This window comes from Phaeobacter sp. NW0010-22, assembly GCF_040365955.1.
Classification (GTDB): domain Bacteria; phylum Pseudomonadota; class Alphaproteobacteria; order Rhodobacterales; family Rhodobacteraceae; genus OMPR01.
In genome coordinates this window covers 735,559-752,962 of the sequence record NZ_BAABWT010000001.1, presented here as the reverse complement: position 1 = coordinate 752,962, position 17,404 = coordinate 735,559, and the positions used below count along the sequence as shown (strand labels likewise).

Annotated in this window: 13 protein-coding genes; 7 read left to right on the top strand and 6 right to left on the bottom strand. The window is 54.1% G+C overall.

The genetic code is table 11. From position 1 onward, the window contains the following. Positions 1 to 5 precede the first annotated feature (5 nt). Positions 6 to 1,319 (top strand): aspartate aminotransferase family protein, encoded by a 1,314-nt coding sequence (locus tag ABWV33_RS03455; protein ID WP_353329117.1) that lies wholly within the window; start codon positions 6 to 8, stop codon positions 1,317 to 1,319. Between the two features lie 671 nt (positions 1,320 to 1,990). Continuing rightward, entirely contained in the window at positions 1,991 to 5,410 is a 3,420-nt protein-coding gene (locus ABWV33_RS03450) for a PIG-L family deacetylase (protein ID WP_353329116.1), read from the top strand. A 312-nt stretch (positions 5,411 to 5,722) separates the two neighbouring features. Here ABWV33_RS03450 and ABWV33_RS03445 read toward each other — a convergent pair whose 3' ends face one another. Beyond that, positions 5,723 to 5,863: a formate/nitrite transporter family protein gene (locus tag ABWV33_RS03445; RefSeq protein ID WP_353329115.1), complete on the bottom strand. Its 141-nt coding sequence runs from the start codon at positions 5,861 to 5,863 to the stop codon at positions 5,723 to 5,725. Beyond that, entirely contained in the window at positions 5,842 to 6,153 is a 312-nt protein-coding gene (locus tag ABWV33_RS03440; RefSeq protein ID WP_353329114.1) for a formate/nitrite transporter family protein, read from the bottom strand. The genes ABWV33_RS03445 and ABWV33_RS03440 overlap by 22 nt, the downstream gene beginning before the upstream one ends. 349 nt (positions 6,154 to 6,502) lie before the next feature. On the opposite strand from ABWV33_RS03440, the gene ABWV33_RS03435 reads away from it, so the two are divergent. Next, positions 6,503 to 6,877: a hypothetical protein gene (locus tag ABWV33_RS03435; protein ID WP_353329113.1), complete on the top strand. Its 375-nt coding sequence runs from the start codon at positions 6,503 to 6,505 to the stop codon at positions 6,875 to 6,877. Positions 6,878 to 7,463: 586 nt separating this feature from the next. Here ABWV33_RS03435 and ABWV33_RS03430 read toward each other — a convergent pair. From ABWV33_RS03430 to ABWV33_RS03415, 4 genes are all read right to left on the bottom strand, one after another. Then, entirely contained in the window at positions 7,464 to 9,875 is a 2,412-nt protein-coding gene (locus ABWV33_RS03430) for a GcvT family protein (RefSeq protein ID WP_353329112.1), read from the bottom strand. Next, entirely contained in the window at positions 9,872 to 11,374 is a 1,503-nt protein-coding gene (locus ABWV33_RS03425; RefSeq protein ID WP_353329111.1) for a trimethylamine methyltransferase family protein, read from the bottom strand. Before ABWV33_RS03425 ends, ABWV33_RS03430 begins: the two co-directional genes overlap by 4 nt. A 95-nt stretch (positions 11,375 to 11,469) precedes the next feature. Next, entirely contained in the window at positions 11,470 to 12,420 is a 951-nt protein-coding gene (locus tag ABWV33_RS03420; protein ID WP_353329110.1) for a GlxA family transcriptional regulator, read from the bottom strand. A 232-nt stretch (positions 12,421 to 12,652) separates the two neighbouring features. Further along, on the bottom strand, positions 12,653 to 13,525 hold the full coding sequence (locus ABWV33_RS03415) for a MurR/RpiR family transcriptional regulator (RefSeq protein WP_353329109.1): 873 nt from the start codon (positions 13,523 to 13,525) through the stop codon (positions 12,653 to 12,655). A gap of 104 nt (positions 13,526 to 13,629) precedes the next feature. Between ABWV33_RS03415 and ABWV33_RS03410 the strand changes: the two genes are divergently transcribed. The 4 genes from ABWV33_RS03410 to ABWV33_RS03395 are packed head-to-tail and all read left to right on the top strand — an operon-like array spanning position 13,630 to position 17,342. Beyond that, complete coding sequence (locus tag ABWV33_RS03410) at positions 13,630 to 14,415, top strand: N-formylglutamate amidohydrolase (protein WP_502930892.1); 786 nt, start codon at positions 13,630 to 13,632, stop codon at positions 14,413 to 14,415. Beyond that, on the top strand, positions 14,412 to 14,930 hold the full coding sequence (locus ABWV33_RS03405) for a TRAP transporter small permease subunit (RefSeq protein ID WP_353329107.1): 519 nt from the start codon (positions 14,412 to 14,414) through the stop codon (positions 14,928 to 14,930). The genes ABWV33_RS03410 and ABWV33_RS03405 overlap by 4 nt, the downstream gene beginning before the upstream one ends. Continuing rightward, the gene (locus ABWV33_RS03400) at positions 14,930 to 16,255 is read left to right on the top strand and encodes a TRAP transporter large permease (RefSeq protein WP_113825856.1); all 1,326 of its coding nucleotides are present in this window, start codon (positions 14,930 to 14,932) and stop codon (positions 16,253 to 16,255) included. Before ABWV33_RS03405 ends, ABWV33_RS03400 begins: the two co-directional genes overlap by 1 nt. A gap of 52 nt (positions 16,256 to 16,307) precedes the next feature. After that, complete coding sequence (locus tag ABWV33_RS03395) at positions 16,308 to 17,342, top strand: TRAP transporter substrate-binding protein (RefSeq protein ID WP_113825855.1); 1,035 nt, start codon at positions 16,308 to 16,310, stop codon at positions 17,340 to 17,342. Positions 17,343 to 17,404: the final 62 nt, after the last annotated feature.

Sequence of the window (17,404 nt, the reverse complement as noted above, 5' to 3'; positions counted from 1 at the left end):
CTCCCATGACCCATGCACCACTCCACACCGACTGGTCCACCGAGGCCACAGCCGCCCGGCGCGACAATTTTTATGCCGCCAGCCAGCGCAAGTTTGTACCTTTCAAAGATCCTTTGGTGTTTCAAAAGGGATCGATGCAATACCTCTGGGACGCAGAAGGTAACAAATACACCGATCTGTTGGGAATGAACGTCTGCATTTCTGTCGGTCATTCCCACCCAACTGTAGTTGCCGCAGCCATGGCACAGGCCCAAGAGCTGACCCATTGCACCACCATGTTCTACCACCCCACCCCCGCGCATCTTGCCGAGGATCTGGCGGCCACCATGCCCAAAGGCCATGAATGGGTTGTGCATTTCACCAACTCAGGGTCCGAGGCCGTTGATCTGGCGATGACAATGGCCCGGACCTATACCGGCAACCTTGATCTGTTGGCCTTGCGCACCGCGTATCATGGACCAACGGCAGCGGCGCAATCGATCACCGGTATTTCCGGGTGGCGCCATCCGGGTATGCCGGGCAACGTCGCCTTTGTCGCCGAGCCCAACCAGTATCGCGGTATCTTTGGCGAAAACGCCGGGGCCGCGCCCTATCTGGATGAGATCGACCGCACCATTGCAACAGCAACCAACGGACAATTGGCCGGGATGTTTGTGGAAAGTGTCCAAGGCTATGGCGGGATCATCGAAATGCCTGCTGGCTACATGTCAGGCGCGGCTGAACGGGTGCGCGCAGCAGGTGGGTTGTATATCGCGGACGAGGTGCAATCCGGCTTTGGCCGCACCGGTGATCACATGTGGGGGTTTGAAGCCGATGGCGTGGTGCCCGACATCATCGTCATGGCCAAGGGTTTGGGCAATGGGTTTCCCATCGGGGCCGTCGTCGCAAAGAAAGAGATCGCCGCGCCCATGGCGGAAAAGTTCATGTTCCACACCTATGGGGCCAATCCAACCTCCTGTGCGGCGGGGCGCGCCGTGTTGCAGGTTATCCGCGAAGACAACGTACAGAACACCGCCAAAGTGGTTGGGGCCGCCCTGCTGGAACGGCTCAAAGACCTGCAATCGCGGCACGCTGCCATCGGTGATGTACGCGGGCGCGGATTGATGCTGGCGATTGAGATGGTCAAAGATCGCAAAACCAAGGAACCCGATCGCGAGACGACATCAGCCGTGTTTGAACATTGCCGCGCCCAACGGTTGATCCTGTCGAAATCTGGCCCCTTTCAAAGTTCGCTGCGCATGGTGCCCCCCATGTGCCTGACACTCGAAGATGTAGACCGCGTCGCCGAGGGTTTGGATCAGGCGTTCTCTTCGCTCTGAACAATAGAGGCGCCGACCTCAACACAGAGCTCAAATTTGTCAATGCACCCACCCATGAATGGGTGGGCATCCCCTTAAAAGGCACAACGGCTGCGCAAACATTTTGTGCAGCCGTCATTTAGGCCAAGTTACCCAATACATCATGATCGTACGCAAAGCGGGCTCGGTGACTTTCGCTGACATTCAGTGGATGCGCCAAACCCTGATGCAAGCTCGAAACATGCGGGAAGCCTAATAATAGACAGGCCAATGGTTCAGAAAGGTTCGCAGCGCGGTAATGGGTATAGCTTTGTAGCGCACTGCCCCAAGTGCCTGCATCCGCATTTTCGCACAACTGTGAATCCCCCCCGAAATACCCTGATCGAGTAATCAGGCGATGACTGCGCTTCTAACACCGCCGCGGTGGCATCAAAACAAAGATTGATTACCTCAAACCAATGGGACAGTGTCTGATCGCACGGGACTTTGAGCGCCAGATGGGTGCTCCGGCAAATTGAAGCGGACACCCAATTGCTGATTATTATATGCGGATAGCCGCGATAATGCTATAAACCAGCATTAGTGGTCGACTAAGCCAATTATTGGCACACTAGCAAATTGTATTTTAAAATAAATGTTCGGCACAATTTTTATGCTGAGCGCTTGATTTTGTTCTTACAAGGGGTTTGGAAATGAGCCTGGTAAACACAGCTGGCACGATGACTTTCATGTTTGGCGGCACCTATATCGATGGTGACACCACCTTGCAAAGCAGGGAGCTGCCCGATGATTTGCTGGATGGGGATCAGTTCTGGGTGATGGTGCAGGACGGCGGCTTTACCAAAGCGATCCAGGTTGAGATCCATGACCTTGAAGGGGATGACTTTTCACTGCGTGTCACCGCCGCAAAATACGACGACTATGAGGTATACGACAGCCTCAACGGCGATTTTGAAGCTGTTCAGGATCATTTCGACGACGAAGGTAACCCGCAAGTCATCGCAACAGATGGAGATGCTGGCGGGTATGGCCTGCATTCCGTGACCATTGCGGGCGTATCCAGCGGCGATGCCTATATCCAACCAGATGCTGCAACGATCTTTGATGCGGATGGCGTACTGGACGTCGATCCCGACCCCGACGTAGATCCTGACCCGGATGTGGATCCCGATCCGGGCGTGCCGGGAACAGGCATGAATATCGCTGGCACGATGACTTTCATGTTTGGCGGCACCTATATCGATGGTGACACCACCTTGCAAAGCATGGAGCTGCCCGATGATTTGCTGGATGGGGATCAGTTCTGGGTAATGGTGCAGGACGGCGGCTTTACCAAAGCGATCCAGGTCGAGATCCATGACCTCGAAGGGGACGACTTTTCACTGCGTGTCACAGCCGCAAAATACGACGACTATGAAGTATACGACAGCCTCAACGGCGATTTTGAAGCTGTTCAGGATCATTTCGACGACGAAGGTAACCCGCAAGTCATCGCAACAGATGGAGATGCTGGCGGGTATGGCCTGCATTCCGTGACCATTGCGGGCGTATCCAGCGGCGATGCCTATATCCAACCAGATGCTGCAACGATCTTTGATGCGGATGGCGTACTGGACGTCGATCCCGACCCCGACGTAGATCCTGACCCGGATGTGGATCCCGATCCGGGCGTGCCGGGAACAGGCATGAATATCGCTGGCACGATGACTTTCATGTTTGGCGGTACCTATATCGATGGTGACACCACCTTGCAGAGCATGGAGCTGCCCGATGATCTGCTGGATGGGGATCAGTTCTGGGTGATGGTGCAGGACGGCGGCTTTACCAAAGCGATCCAGGTCGAGATCCATGACCTCGAAGGGGACGACTTTTCACTTCGTGTCACAGCCGCAAAATACGACGACTATGAAGTATACGACAGCCTCAACGGCGATTTTGAAGCTGTTCAAGATCATTTCGACGACGAAGGTAACCCGCAATTCATCGCAACGGATGGAGATGCCGGCGGGTATGGTCTGCATTCCGTGACCATTGCGGGCGTATCCAGCGGCGATGCCTATATCCAACCAGATGCTGCAACGATCTTTGATGCGGATGGCGTACCGGACGTCGATCCCGACCCCGATCCCGACGTAGATCCTGACCCGGATGTGGATCCCGATCCGGGCGTGCCGGGAACAGGCATGAATATCGCTGGCACGATGACTTTCATGTTTGGCGGTACCTATATCGATGGTGACACCACCTTGCAGAGCATGGAGCTGCCCGATGATCTGCTGGATGGGGATCAGTTCTGGGTGATGGTGCAGGACGGCGGCTTTACCAAAGCGATCCAGGTCGAGATCCATGACCTCGAAGGGGACGACTTTTCACTTCGTGTCACAGCCGCAAAATACGACGACTATGAAGTATACGACAGCCTCAACGGCGATTTTGAAGCTGTTCAAGATCATTTCGACGACGAAGGTAACCCGCAAGTCATCGCAACGGATGGAGATGCTGGCGGGTATGGCCTGCATTCCGTGACCATTGCGGGCGTATCCAACGGCGACGCCTATATCCAGCCAGATGCTGCAACGATCTTTGATGCGGATGGCGTACCGGACGCCGATCCCGATCCTGATCCCGACACGGGATCAGAACCAACAGACGAGACATCAAATACGCTTTCAATTATCTCTCACGCCGATGATGACTTGTATTTCATGAACCCAGACGTACGCACCAGCATCGAAGACGGCCTTGGCCACACGACGCTGATATCCACCGCAGGTGATGCCGGTGGGGGATTATCATATGGGCTGGCGCGGGAAGAAGGGATCAAGGCTGCATATTCTGTCATGGCCGGTTCCACTGAGTGGGCCGATGAAACTGTCATTTTTAACGATGGGGAGAAAACGTTCAATGTGCAGTCTTCCTATTTGGAGGATCAACCCGATATCCGGCTCTATTTCTTGCGGCTGCCTGATGGCAACCTGGGGGATGGGCATGGTTCAACGGGATTCGAAAGTGTTGAGCAGCTTTGGGAAGGCGAAATTTCCGAGATCAATTCAATTGACGGTGAAAACACTTACACTGCATCAGAATTAACCTGGCTCATGACCGAGGTAATGAATGTTCATCAACCAGAGCTGTTGATGGTTCAAGATTATGACTCCGACACCGTCGCATCGGATCATTCGGATCATTCCCATACTGCGCATTTTACGATGCAAGCGCAGGAAAGTTATGACTCACCGCATGTCGTCCGGTCATATGTTGAATACGCAAGCGCAAGCATGCCCGTAAATCTAGATGAAGAGACCATCCAGAAAAGTATTGATGTGCTTGAGGTGTACGCTCAATACGACGGCATTGACCCGTACTCTTCTTGGGCCAGCCGCCAATACTCTACAGAGTTGGTTAATACATTAAATGGTGGTGAGGGGGATGGGGCACCTCCCCCTGAAGGTGCCGTCAACCTGATCAGCAATGGCGACTTTGCGACGGACGATCTGAGCAGTTGGGAAACCGGAAACCCATCCGGCCATAGCGGCCCGATCGGCGCAAATGGGTATGTCAGCTTTAACACCCAGAACGAAGAAACTTACGGCGACTACATTCAACAAAGTTTCGCAACCGAAGCCGGGTCCATCAACACGGTGTCAATGGACTTGTCAGAAAGCCAAGAAGGCGTATCTCGCCATTCATATCGTATCGATGTTCTGAATGCAGACGATGAGCCGATCGAAAGCCGCGCCTACGCAGTGGAAGACAATTCAACGGAACACGTAAACTTCGAGTTCACAGCCAGCGATGATACTACAACACTTCGAATAACGAACATTTCCACGCAGAATTCGGATGCTTCGGATGCAATCGTGGATAACATTTGGGTCTACAATCATCTATCCGAGGAACCTGGTGGTTCAGGCAGTCACCAAGGCGAGGCGATCATCGGTACCGAAGGGACAGACAGTTTGATCGAGGCCAGTGGAGGCGATGAGAATGGCGCTGCGACACCTGAGTCCTCTGCAGAAAAATTAATGGCTACGCTGTTTTCATCTTTCGAAGATGAACATGAACCCATCGAAGAGGACGCTTTGGAAGAGACCGACATCTTGGGGTCGTGAAATTCAAAAAAGCAACATTTGCTTAACGTAAATTTCACTGTTGGTCGTGGAAGCATGACTCATAGCCAAAAGGTAATGGTCGCAGCGAAAGCGATAGCTGAAAAGAAGCTCTTTGATCGGATTGCGACACACGGCATTCATATGGCCCAGGTGGGCAAAGCGAACAAAGCTGCCATTTTTAGCGAGTGGGCTTGCTTAGAAAGGCAAAACGATACGCCAATGCAACTCCACCAGCGCCGCCTACAATGTTGCCCAAAGTAACCCGGGTCAAATTGCTCAAGCTTCACTCATCTTCACATCGGATGCCATTATCTATCCCTGAGCGAAGAAATACATGTTTGCCACGGAATGTTCGAAACCAAGCAGGACGAAAGCGCTGATCGGCCATAGGATCGCCAAAATTTTCCCGGCAGCTGTCCGGGCTGCAAAGGTCAACCAAATTGCAAGACACACCTATGCATTACATAGAAAGCCTCAAAAGGCAGCAAAGATGCTTTGGACTGAGAAATGGCCGCTGCTGTCGTTGCCATTGGCCCCTTCAACAAGCCAGAAGACCCAATAGTTACTGCTAGTTCTGCGGCACCAATTAAGTTACCAAAATAGACGATCACCCAACTTAGAAGACGTTGAGCCCTAGTGATTTTTCGATCAATCGCAGCCATTACCATCAATGCATTTCCTGCGAACAGTTCTGCGCCTCCAAGTTGTATTGACGGATCAATAGCAGCACCTGCTCTCGCCATTACTGCCGTGTAAGCCTCGCACCAAAACCAAAAATGCCTTCAAGGATCGCGAGAACAAACGTCTGGCGCACTGGTAGCTCGGGCTTGCCGACACCTATGCAATCCATCAAAATTGTAGTCGTCACTCATTCACCAACGATAGCGGGTAAGTTTGGAAATTACAGGTTAGAATTGGGCACAGACCTATCACCTGTCAGATTGGTTGATCAAATCGCCATTTTTTCGTGCCAAAGGTCGGCTCTGCAGGCGCGTGGTGGTTCAGTGAGATCCAGTTTGAGGCAGTCGAATTTGGCAATTTCGGATATCAACTTGGCCACCAACAGATAGCAAAACAGGCAGGAGGTCTCCAATGTCGACTAACTCTTCCAGTTTCGTAGGTGATATTCCGGGCCACTATGACAATGACCTAGCTCCTAACATTTTTATGGATTACGCCAACCCGCTGGCAAACCAGTGCAGCAGCCCGGTTCAGAACGCAATCGAACTTGCGGCTGGGACCGGCATCGTAAGCCGAAAATTACGCGATACGTTGCCTCCCGATGCTCATCTCGGGGACCCTGAACTGGTTCGGACCGAGTTGGCTGCCGGAGGGTCGGGCCATGTGGAGCATGAAACGATCCAACTGAACAAGACCATCGAAAACCTAGAAGCATTTGCAACCGCACTTGTCTTTGGCAATCCCTTGATCGACGAAATAAAGGAATGTGGTGGGGTGTCCGCGTAAGACGTGATTTCAAAGATGCTGTCCGGCCTCTACGCGACATTAGGGCCAACCGGCATGACGATGTCGCTGTCGGCCACGACGTTTGTTTGCCTCATGCCGTAATCGCGAAGGAGTTTCTATTCATGTAAATTACGCTTAGTGCGGCGGATACAACAGTTCGACGCAACACCTTAATCTTATTGAGAAAGTAGAGTGTTGATCATGAAATATCGGACACGTTGCATCGAAGGCCACTTTGCGCAAGACGCGACCTTTCTAAAGTCTACCTTTCACCCGCGGATCTCAGCCAGAAGACGCTGCGGTTTCGCGTGAGACCCGGTCAATGGAGAGAGTTGCCGCACGATTTAAGGCTTGAGGCCAACTGACCGGATCAAAACGAACTTTCAATGCGGCGGCGCCAACAGTTGGTTGTGTCGTTTTGCGCAAGTGATCGAAAATTGAGGTCTTGAGCTTTGAGGAAATGCGGTATTTTTCACAAACTGCGAGCGCAATATGAGCCGAATGCGTCTCCAAGCCGCTCAACCCGCCTGCAAGCTGTTATTTCGTAACAATGAACGTCGGGGGCAACGTGGCATGGCCCACAACCTTATCCTAGCAACCGCTTGTTGTCGGGGTCGTACACCGGATCGGAGACAATCTGCGCATCATATGTTTCCAGCAGAACCTGCACTTGCAACGTATCGCCCGCTGTGATGTCAGTGCTGTCGATCCAGCCTACGGCAAGCATCTTGCCGCTGCGCCATCCCATCCCACCAGAGGTGACATACCCCAGTAGCGTCCCCCCTTTCAGCACCGGTTCGGTTCCCCAACAGGGCGGGGCTTTGGCATCTATTTCCAGCGTGACAAAGCGTTTTGTCGGCGACACCTCGCGTTCGCGGTCCACGACAGCGCGTCCGATGTAATCCTTCTTTGTCGAACAAAACCGCTCTAGCGAGGCCGCGTGGGGTGTGACTTCGGTTGTCATTTCGTGCCCCCATGACCGATACCCTTTTTCAATCCGCAACATGCCCATGGCGCGCGTGCCCATCAGGATCAGACCATGTTTTTCACCCTCGGTCATCAAAGCATCAAACAGTGCTTTTTGGTTCAGCATCGGACAGTGCAATTCCCATCCCAATTCACCCGAAAAAGAAATACGGATCGCTTTGCATCGCACTCGGCCTATCTCGACCTCCTTGGAAGTCATGAAGGGGAAGTCATCAAATGCCCCGTCGGACAAGGCATTCAGCAGGGCGCGAGACTTTGGGCCCGCGATGCCAATTGCTGCGTAGTGGTCGGTGATGTTTTCGATGCGGACGTCAAAATCAGAAATATGATCCTCCATCCAACGCTGATAGAGCGCCACACCGAACGTTGCACCCACGCAATAGAAGGTCCCGTCTCCGGAATTTTCGATCGTGATATCGCCAACAATTCCACCACGGTCGTTTAGCATCAATGACAATGCGACCTTGCCGGATTTGGAAGGGACTTTGGCGCTGCCGATATAATCGAGAAATGCCATGCCGTCGGGGCCACTAATGCGGAATTTACCATAGCTCGACATCTCGGACAGGCCACAAGCCTCTGCCATGGCCTTGGCTTCGCGTCCGACGTGATCCCACCAGTTGGGTCTGTCAAAACTGGGTTCGTCCACTTCGCCGCCCGGCGCATACCACAGCGGACGTTCCCACCCATAGGCCTGCCCCATAATAGCGCCATGAGACTTCAGGTCGTTGTAAATCGGAGTGGTTTTTAAAGGTCGGCCGGATTTCCGTTCGATCCCGGGATAGATCAGCTCATAGCGGATCGGCAGTATTTCATGAGTCCGCTCGCGGGCAAATTCGCGGGTCGTCCAGTCGCCAAAACGGGCAACGTCAATAAAATGCAAATCCAATTCGCTTTCACCCTCAAGGATCCATTGGCTCATCGCAAGGCCGATACCGCCACCTTGAGCGATCCCGCCAAGAAATCCGCAGGCGACAAAGAACCCCGGCACACCTGGCATTGGGCCAATCATTGGCCGCCCATCGGGCGCAAAGCTGATTGCGCCGTTAACGCCTCTTTTAATGCCTGTCTGCTCAAGTTCTGGAATGCGATGGAAGATCGCGCTTAGCCCGTCCTCCAGACGATCCCAGTCATCCTCGAACAGTTCTTGTCCAAAGGTCCAGGGCGCGCGCCCGTCTGATTTGTTCCAAGCTCGCCGCGCGTCCTGCTCCCACGGGCCCAGCAGCAACCCTTGCCCCTCTTGACGCAGATAATACTGGCTGTCGGTGTCGCGGATCATGGGCAGCTCATAGCCCAATGCCTCAACCGAGGGCATCGCTTCGGTAACCAAGTACTGATGTTCCATGTTGGTGATGGGCAATCGGGTACCGACCATGCGTGCAATCTCATCCGCCCAAAACCCAGCAGCGTTGACGATGATCTCACACTCGAACACTTCTTCGCCCGCTGTAAGCCGCCAATGGCCAGACGGAAGCCGTTTGATGCTGTCGATTTGGCAGTTGCGTCTGATCTTGCCTCCATATTTACGCGCGCCTGCCGCTAGTCCCATTGTGACCGAATAAGGGTCTACATAGCCCTCCTCAGGGTCCCATGCACCACCGATCAGGTCAGAGACATTCATCAGCGGGTATTTCGCCTTGATTTCATCCGGTGTGACCAATTCGTACTCCAGGCCAAGCCCGCGGAACTTGCCCGCCAGATGTTTGAATTCCTCCATCCGCTCTTTGGTCTGCGCAAGAAAGAATCCCCCAACGATATGGCTGCCAACCTCTTGACCCACTTCTTTGGCCAGGCCGTCATAAAGACGCAGTGAATAGGCCTGAAGGGCAGACAGATTGGCATATGCGCTTTGGGTGTGAACATTGCCCGCCGCGTGCCACGTGGCACCAGCCGTTAACTCGCGCCGCTCAAGCAGCAATGCGTCTGTCTCCCTCGCTTTGGCCAAATGATAAAGTGTGGAAACACCGACGATCCCGCCGCCGATGATGATGATGCGGGCTTGTGTGGTCATGCCAGTTCTTCCTTACGTTTAGCGACATAGGCGTCAAGTTCTTCTCGTATGCTGGGCTCCATCGGGGGGGCTTCAAAACCATCAATCAGTTGCGTGGCAATGTCTCCGGCGCGGGTGCTTGCGATTTTTGATCCGGCTTCAACCCAGCCATCATAAGGTTTCCAGTCACTCAGCCTGGGTTCCCAAAAGGCTGTCTCGTAACGATCAAGCGTCAGTTCATCGCCAAAGAAGTGCCCGCCGGGACCTACGCGCGCTATCGCTTCAACGCCAAGAGCCTCGTCCGACAGGTCCATCGGCTTCAGAAACGCCTGCATCATCCGCAGCATTTCCGCATCAATCACTGCCTTCTCAAAGCTGAACGTCAGCCCGCTTTCCAGCCAACCGATGCCATGCGCCATGATATTGCAATGTCCCATATGCGTGGCCCAAAGCGCGTTCATGCTTTCATAGGCACCTTGCGCATCTGGTGCGTTTGAGCTGTTCACATTCGAGGATTTGTACGGCACGCCATAGCGCCGCGCGAGTTGCCCGCCTGCAATGGCTGCCTGCGCGTATTCAGGGGTCCCAAGCGCCACTGCACCCGATTTCATATGTACGTTCGAGGTGAAAGCCCCGTAGACGACAGGCGCGCCGGGTTTGACAAGTTGGGTCAACATCATCCCCGCTAGGCATTCGGCGTTTTGTTCCACCAAGGCCCCTGCCATTGTGACCGGGGCCATCGCCCCCGCCATCGTGAAGGCCGAAATCACCACAGGTTGCCCGAGGCCGGACATGGCGATTAGGCCATCACACATGGCCTCATCAATTCTCAACGGAGAATTGGTATTGCAGTTCAGCATGAGACTCGGCTCGCGTACAAATTGCTCTGCATCGACCCCGCGTGCGATCTGGGCCATCACCAAGGCGTCAGTCATGTCCGACATCGCGTAGGCGCGCCACACTTTGTCGGTCTGGGTCGCAAGTGTATGATAGGCATCTAGATGGCGCGAGCTGACGGGCAGATCCTGAGGTTCCACCGGGTATCCGTAAAAGAAATGTACCTCCCCCAATGCCTGACACAATTGCACCGATTGCTTGAAAGTCTCAAAACTGCCGGGCTGACGAGGAAGGTTCGGACCGCTCACATATGGGGGCGTGGTTGCATTACAATACGTCAACCATGAACCTCCGATGGGCACGTTCCGTGCAGGATTGCGCGCATGGAAAATCCACTCAGACGGGCAAGTTGCGATGCTGCCTTCGACCAACTCTGGCGCGAGTCGCACGCGATCATTGCTCTGATCTACATCTGCTCCTGCCGCCTTGAAAAATGCGCGGGCTTTCGGGGACATAATCTCAATGCCCGTCTCGTTGAGCACACGCAGCGAAGCTCTATGAATGCTTTCGACCTGATCATCTGACAGGATTTCGACCGGCTTCAGAAATGACTGCATTGGCCCAGTGGACTGGGGCGCAGTCCTTTGCTGACGCGTGCCGCGCCGCGCTCTTGGTCCTTTCATGTGATCCTCCAGCTTACAAGGACCATAAACACAGAAGGTCGTATTTCGAATTTGGCCGAATGCGACACCAAAGGGGCCTTACATCGACAGATCGCCTATTTTGTGCTGGCGCGATCCTGACTGGGTGTTACGTCAAACAATCGCTTGTACACCTTGCTGAAATTGCCAGGTTGAAACCCATAGTCGAGGGCGATGTCGAACACTGAACGATGGCCCATCAAAACCTCTTGCCGCGCTTCATCTAGCCGTAACCGCAAGTATATTGCTCCGGGGGTATGCCCAAATTCCTCTTTGAACAGGCGTTCTAACTGGCGTTGCGAGATGTCCAGGCGTTCAGAGATTGTGCTGAGCTTAACAGCCTCATAGCGCGTCTTGAGCATGATCTGAATAGCGGCAAATACCGTTCGGTTCGTACTGCTGTATTTGAGTTCTGATGGAAAATTCTGACGTACCCGCCCATCCCTAACACCGTCGATCAACAGGCGGGACGCAATGTTTTCGACCAGACCTTCTGAGCCATTTGATTTGATATAATGCATAAACAGATCAGCCGCAGCGCCGCCCCCAGCACAGGTCGGATGCGGTTCGTCGGCGATGAAAATTGCAGATGATAGAATGACGCGCGGAAAGAGTGCTTTCAATAAGGGCACGTCTTCCCAGTGGGCCGCAACCTTGCAATCGTCGACTAACCCGGCTTGGGCAAGCCTGACCACCCCAGACGAAATCGCCCAAATTTCATGGCTCTGTCGTGCCCAGAAGCGCAGCTTTGAAAGAAGCGCAGGATTAGGGGTCTGCTCTACACCGGCCCCTGATACCACGACAACGATGCTATCCTTTGGCAGATTCTGCACGTCCATATTGGCCACAATCGACAACCCATTGGAGGCTTCTACGGTGGCACCATCCAAGGAAAGAACGGAGTAGCTAAACAGGTCACCGGCACCCAGTTTTCGGGCGACGCGCAAAACTTCAATCGCAGAGGAAAACGCCTGCATCGTGAAGCCGGGTTCGATCAAAAATGTAAAGTGCGTGGGGAGAGCTGTCATGATTTCAGCAGCCTAATCACCGTTCCTACAAGAATAAAGGGGCCGAGCGCGCAAGCTCTGCCTGCGGCAGGATTGGTCTTTTTTAATGGCAACGACCAAGATGGAGAAATTACAGATTGGAACGCGCACGAACAACGCAGTTTTAAAGCTGCCAAGAGTTAGATTACAGCCATAAGGGCAAAGCACCGCAGCGGTCGAAATTGGCTCAACCCTGATGAACGATAGGTCAGCCTTAGCTTTGATTTCGGAACAGCCGGGTGGATGAAAACATCGCCTCCAACTCCTCGATCCGTTCCTTGCTTTCCTCCCACCGTGCGCCTTGCACTTCGGCAATCAAGGCTTCGATGATTAACTGCAATGCCATGGTGCTGTCCCATGATGACGGGGCCTCGACCAGTCCGTTAAAGGTATAGTCAGCACACCGCGCAATTGGCGATCCCCATTGGTCTGTCAGTAAAACCACCGTCACCCCACGTTCGCTGGCGATCTGAGCCAGTTTTTCCAGATGCGCCTCGTATCGGCGGATGTCGAATATCACCAGAACCGAGGACTCATCCATATCCAGCAGATATTGGGGCCAGACGTTTGCGGAATTGCCCAGCATTGTCACGTTGGGCCTAATGATCTGCATATGATTGAACAGGTAATCCGCGTTTGACCGGGTGATCCGCCCCCCAACGACGTACAAAGGCCGTGCCTTATCGGCCAACAACTGTGCCACGGCATCAAACATCCCGGTATCGACCCGTTCAAGCGTGTGCCGCATGTTTGTCCACACCACTTGCGCAAACCGCATCAGCGGGTGTTCCGCGCTGTCATCCACCATCCATGCGTCGCGTTTCGAGATCGGCTTTTTGATTTGTGCCGCCACCTCTTCGCGCAGGGCGTCCTGTAGATCCGGAAATCCGTCAAATCCCAACTTGCGCGCCATTCGGATCACAGTGGGGGTTGAGACCGTCGCGGCCGCGGCCAGCTTGGTGATGGATTGCAAGCCGCCCATTGGGTAGTCCTGCAACAAAACCGAGGCCAACTGGCGTTCTGACGGGGTCAGACCCTCGGTGTTGTCTTGTATCAATTGCTTCACAAGCTTGGTTGTCGGGGTCACGGCACGCCCTTTTCTTTAGCATTTGCTACAGCGTAGTCAGGTTTGTAGTTATGTCTACAGAAATTTTCTTGACAGCGCCGAGCATTCTGTAACTACTGCTACATATGTCTGCTACTACCGAGTCACCATTGCTACATTCTTTAGAACTGCCCGCAGCGCGTGCACTGAACACCCGTGGCCAAACGCCCGCCCTTTTGGTGTGCGAACATGCCAGTCGATTTATCCCTGCTGCGTTGGGCGGGCTTGGCCTAACGGCTGAGGCAGCCAATTCGCACGCCGCGTGGGATATTGGGGCGTTGGACCTGTCGGTTGAGCTGATGGGCGCGCTGGATGCACCTTTGGTTCAATCCCGCGTCAGCCGACTGGTCTATGACTGCAATCGCCCGCCAGAAGCCCCTGATGCAATCCCGTCGCAAAGCGAACGCTTTGTTATTCCGGGAAACGCCAACCTTACAGACGATCAGCGCGCCGCACGGGTGAGCGATGTATATTTTCCGTTCCACGACATGCTGAAACAGACGCTAGATGCCCGTCCAGCGCCCCCGGTGTTGATCACGATGCACAGCTTTACCCCGGTTTACAAAGGTCAAACCCGTGCGGTCGAACTGGGCATTTTGCATGACAGCGATGATCGCGCCGCGCAGGCCCTGTTGGCAGCCGCGCAGGACAGCGGCCTCAATACCGCGCTAAACGAACCCTATTCCGTCACAGATGGTGTCACACATACGTTACGTGAACATGGTCTCAATCGGGGATTGCCGAACGTCATGATCGAGGTCCGCAATGATCTGATCGACACCCCCACCGGTGTGAACCGCATGGCCGGGCTTTTGGCCCCAATGTTGGCACAGGTGATTGAACTGCTGGCCCCAAGAGAGGCACATCCATGATATTTGCGCGTAAATACATCATCTTCATCGATGGGATGAACCGCGTGATCGGGCGCACTGTCATGTACGGCATCTTTGTGATGATGGGCATTCTGCTGTGGTCGTCGATCTCAAAAACGTTCTTCCTGCCGTCGCTCTGGACGTTGGAAATGGCGCAGTTTGCCATGGTCGCCTATTACATTCTGGGCGGACCTTATTCGATCCAGATGGGATCAAATGTCCGGATGGACCTGCTCTATGGCGAGTGGTCACTGAAACGGCAGGCATGGACTGATGCGATCACCGTGTTTTTCCTGATCACCTACCTCTGTGTGCTGCTCTATGGAGGGTACGACAGTCTCAGCTATTCGCTCCAATACGGAGAGCGCAGCCCGACCGCTTGGCGTCCCTACTTGTGGCCAATCAAATCTATCATGTGTCTGGGCATCTTCCTGATGCTGCTACAGGCGATATCCGAATTCCTCAAAGACATCCTGCGACTACGCGGTGAAGACATCGCGAAGGAGACCATCTGATGTCCTACGAATTGATCGCCATCCTCATGTTTTCAACCATGATGCTGATGCTGCTGACCGGTCAGCGTGTGTTTGGCGCGATAGGCTTTGTCGCCGTCATGGCATCCCTGCTGTTGTGGGGTGACCGGGGCGGTTATGACCTTGGGTTTTCCGCCGCCATGAAGCTGATGAAGTGGTATCCATTGCTGACACTGCCGATGTTCATCTTCATGGGCTACGTGCTGTCAGAGTCCAAAATCGCTGACGATTTGTACAAGATGTTCCACGTCTGGATGGGCGGCCTAAACGGTGGCTTGGCCATCGGTACAATTGGTCTGATGGTGCTGATTTCAGCGATGAACGGGCTGTCAGTCGCAGGCATGGCAATTGGGTCGACCATTGCGCTGCCTGAGCTCTTAAAACGTGGCTATGACAAGAAAATGGTGACCGGGGTCATTCAGGCTGGATCCAGTCTGGGCATCCTTGTGCCGCCCTCGGTTGTTCTGGTGCTTTATGCGATGATCGCGCGCCAACCTGTCGGTCAGCTGTGGCTGGCTGGCGTGGTGCCGGGTCTGATGATGGCCGGAATGTTCATTCTTTACATCGTTGTACGGTGCAAAATGAATCCCGCCCTTGGCCCTGCGCTCAGCCCTGAAGAACGCAATGTACCGCGCGAAGAAAAGATGCGACTGCTGCGCGCTGGTTTGCTGCCTCTGGGCATTTTTGCAGCCATGATGGTGCCGTTTGTGAATGGCTGGACCTCACTGGTTGAAAGCTCGGCTATTGGGGCGCTGACCGCGTTTGCAGCTGCGATCCTAAAGGGGCGCATGACGCGCGAAGTGTTTGAAAACTCGGTCCGCAACACATTGGGTATTTCCTGCATGTTCATGTGGATCATTCTGGCCGCCCTTGCGTTTGGCGCGGTGTTTGACGGTCTTGGCGCGGTCAAAGCGATCGAAAGTGTGTTTACCGAAAAGCTGGGCCTCAGCCCATGGATGATCCTGATCCTGATGCAGCTAAGCTTTATCTTGATGGGCACGTTTTTGGATGACACCGCCATGCTGGTCATCGTTGCGCCGCTTTATGTGCCGCTGGTGGGCGAATTGGGGTTCGATCTGATCTGGTACGGGGTGCTTTACACAATCACCACTCAGATTGCCTATATGACACCGCCCTTTGGCTATAACCTGTTCCTGATGCGCGCCATGGCCCCGCCCGAGGTGACGCTGCGTGATATCTACGGCTCGATCCTGCCATTTGTGCTGGTGATGACGCTGGCGCTGGCCACCATCATGATCTTCCCGCAGATCGCACTGTGGTTGCCGGAGTATGTTTACAACAAATGATCCTGGATCCACCGGGGCACCAAATCCAATCAATTTCAACGGGAGAAGAAAGATGACGACAAGACGTAAGTTTCTAACCACAGCCGCCGTTGGCGCAGCGGCCGCACCGCTGGCCACTCCGGCCATCGCGCAATCGACCATCAAGTGGCGGATGCAAACATATGCGGGCGCCGCATTGGCTGAACACGTGATTGATCCTGCGATCAACATGTTCAACAAAATCGCCGGCGACCGGATGCAGATAGAACTGTTCTACGCCGATCAGCTGGTCCCAACGGGTGAGCTGTTCCGCGCCATGCAGCGTGGCACGATTGATGCGGTACAGTCTGATGATGACTCGATGGCCTCGCCCACCGAAGTTACCGTTTTTGGGGGCTACTTCCCCTTCGCGTCACGCTACTCGCTCGACGTGCCAGTCCTGTTTAACCAGTATGGCCTGAACGAAATCTGGGACGAAGAATATTCCAAGGTTGGCGTCAAGCACATCAGCGCCGGATCCTGGGACCCATGCCATTTCGCAACCAAAGACCCAATCCGGTCCTTGGAAGACCTGAAAGGCAAACGCGTCTTTACCTTCCCAACTGCGGGCCGCTTCCTCAGCCAATTCGGCGTCGTACCAGTTTCCCTACCATGGGAAGACATCGAAGTTGCGATGCAGACTGGCGAGTTGGACGGCATTGCATGGTCCGGCATCACCGAAGACTACACCGTGGGTTGGGCTGACGTGACCAACTACTTCCTGACCAATAACATCTCGGGCGCATGGGCCGGATCGTTCTTTGCCAACCAAGATCGTTGGAATGAACTGCCCGAAGACCTGCAGGCGCTGTTCCGTGTCTGCTGTGACCAATCTCATTATTATCGTCAGTGGTGGTACTGGGGCGGCGAAGCATCGCTGCGCGTCAACGGACCCAAGATGGAACTGACAACGATCCCAGACGCAGAATGGGCAACCGTCGAAGACGCGGCTGTCAAATTCTGGGATGAGATCGCAGCCGAGTCCGAGACCAAAGCCAAGGTCGTCAAAATCATCAAGCAGTACAACGCGGATATGGTCAAAGCTGGCCGTCCTTACCGTTACGGCTAAATTCAACACACTCGTGGGGTGCCGGATGTCGGCACCCTGCCCTTCCTTTTATGTATGATACG

Bases quoted from the DNA above. Each gene is read 5' to 3' on its own strand.
- ABWV33_RS03455 (WP_353329117.1), top strand. From the start codon at position 6: ATGACCCATGCACCACTCCACACCGACTGGTCCACCGAGGCCACAGCC.
- ABWV33_RS03440 (WP_353329114.1), bottom strand. From the start codon at position 6,153: ATGGCGAGAGCAGGTGCTGCTATTGATCCGTCAATACAACTTGGAGGC.
- ABWV33_RS03435 (WP_353329113.1), top strand. From the start codon at position 6,503: ATGTCGACTAACTCTTCCAGTTTCGTAGGTGATATTCCGGGCCACTAT.
- ABWV33_RS03405 (WP_353329107.1), top strand. From the start codon at position 14,412: ATGATATTTGCGCGTAAATACATCATCTTCATCGATGGGATGAACCGC.
- ABWV33_RS03410 (WP_502930892.1), top strand. From the start codon at position 13,630: ATGTCTGCTACTACCGAGTCACCATTGCTACATTCTTTAGAACTGCCC.
- ABWV33_RS03430 (WP_353329112.1), bottom strand. From the start codon at position 9,875: ATGACCACACAAGCCCGCATCATCATCATCGGCGGCGGGATCGTCGGT.
- ABWV33_RS03420 (WP_353329110.1), bottom strand. From the start codon at position 12,420: ATGACAGCTCTCCCCACGCACTTTACATTTTTGATCGAACCCGGCTTC.
- ABWV33_RS03425 (WP_353329111.1), bottom strand. From the start codon at position 11,374: ATGAAAGGACCAAGAGCGCGGCGCGGCACGCGTCAGCAAAGGACTGCG.
- ABWV33_RS03400 (WP_113825856.1), top strand. From the start codon at position 14,930: ATGTCCTACGAATTGATCGCCATCCTCATGTTTTCAACCATGATGCTG.
- ABWV33_RS03395 (WP_113825855.1), top strand. From the start codon at position 16,308: ATGACGACAAGACGTAAGTTTCTAACCACAGCCGCCGTTGGCGCAGCG.
- ABWV33_RS03450 (WP_353329116.1), top strand. From the start codon at position 1,991: ATGAGCCTGGTAAACACAGCTGGCACGATGACTTTCATGTTTGGCGGC.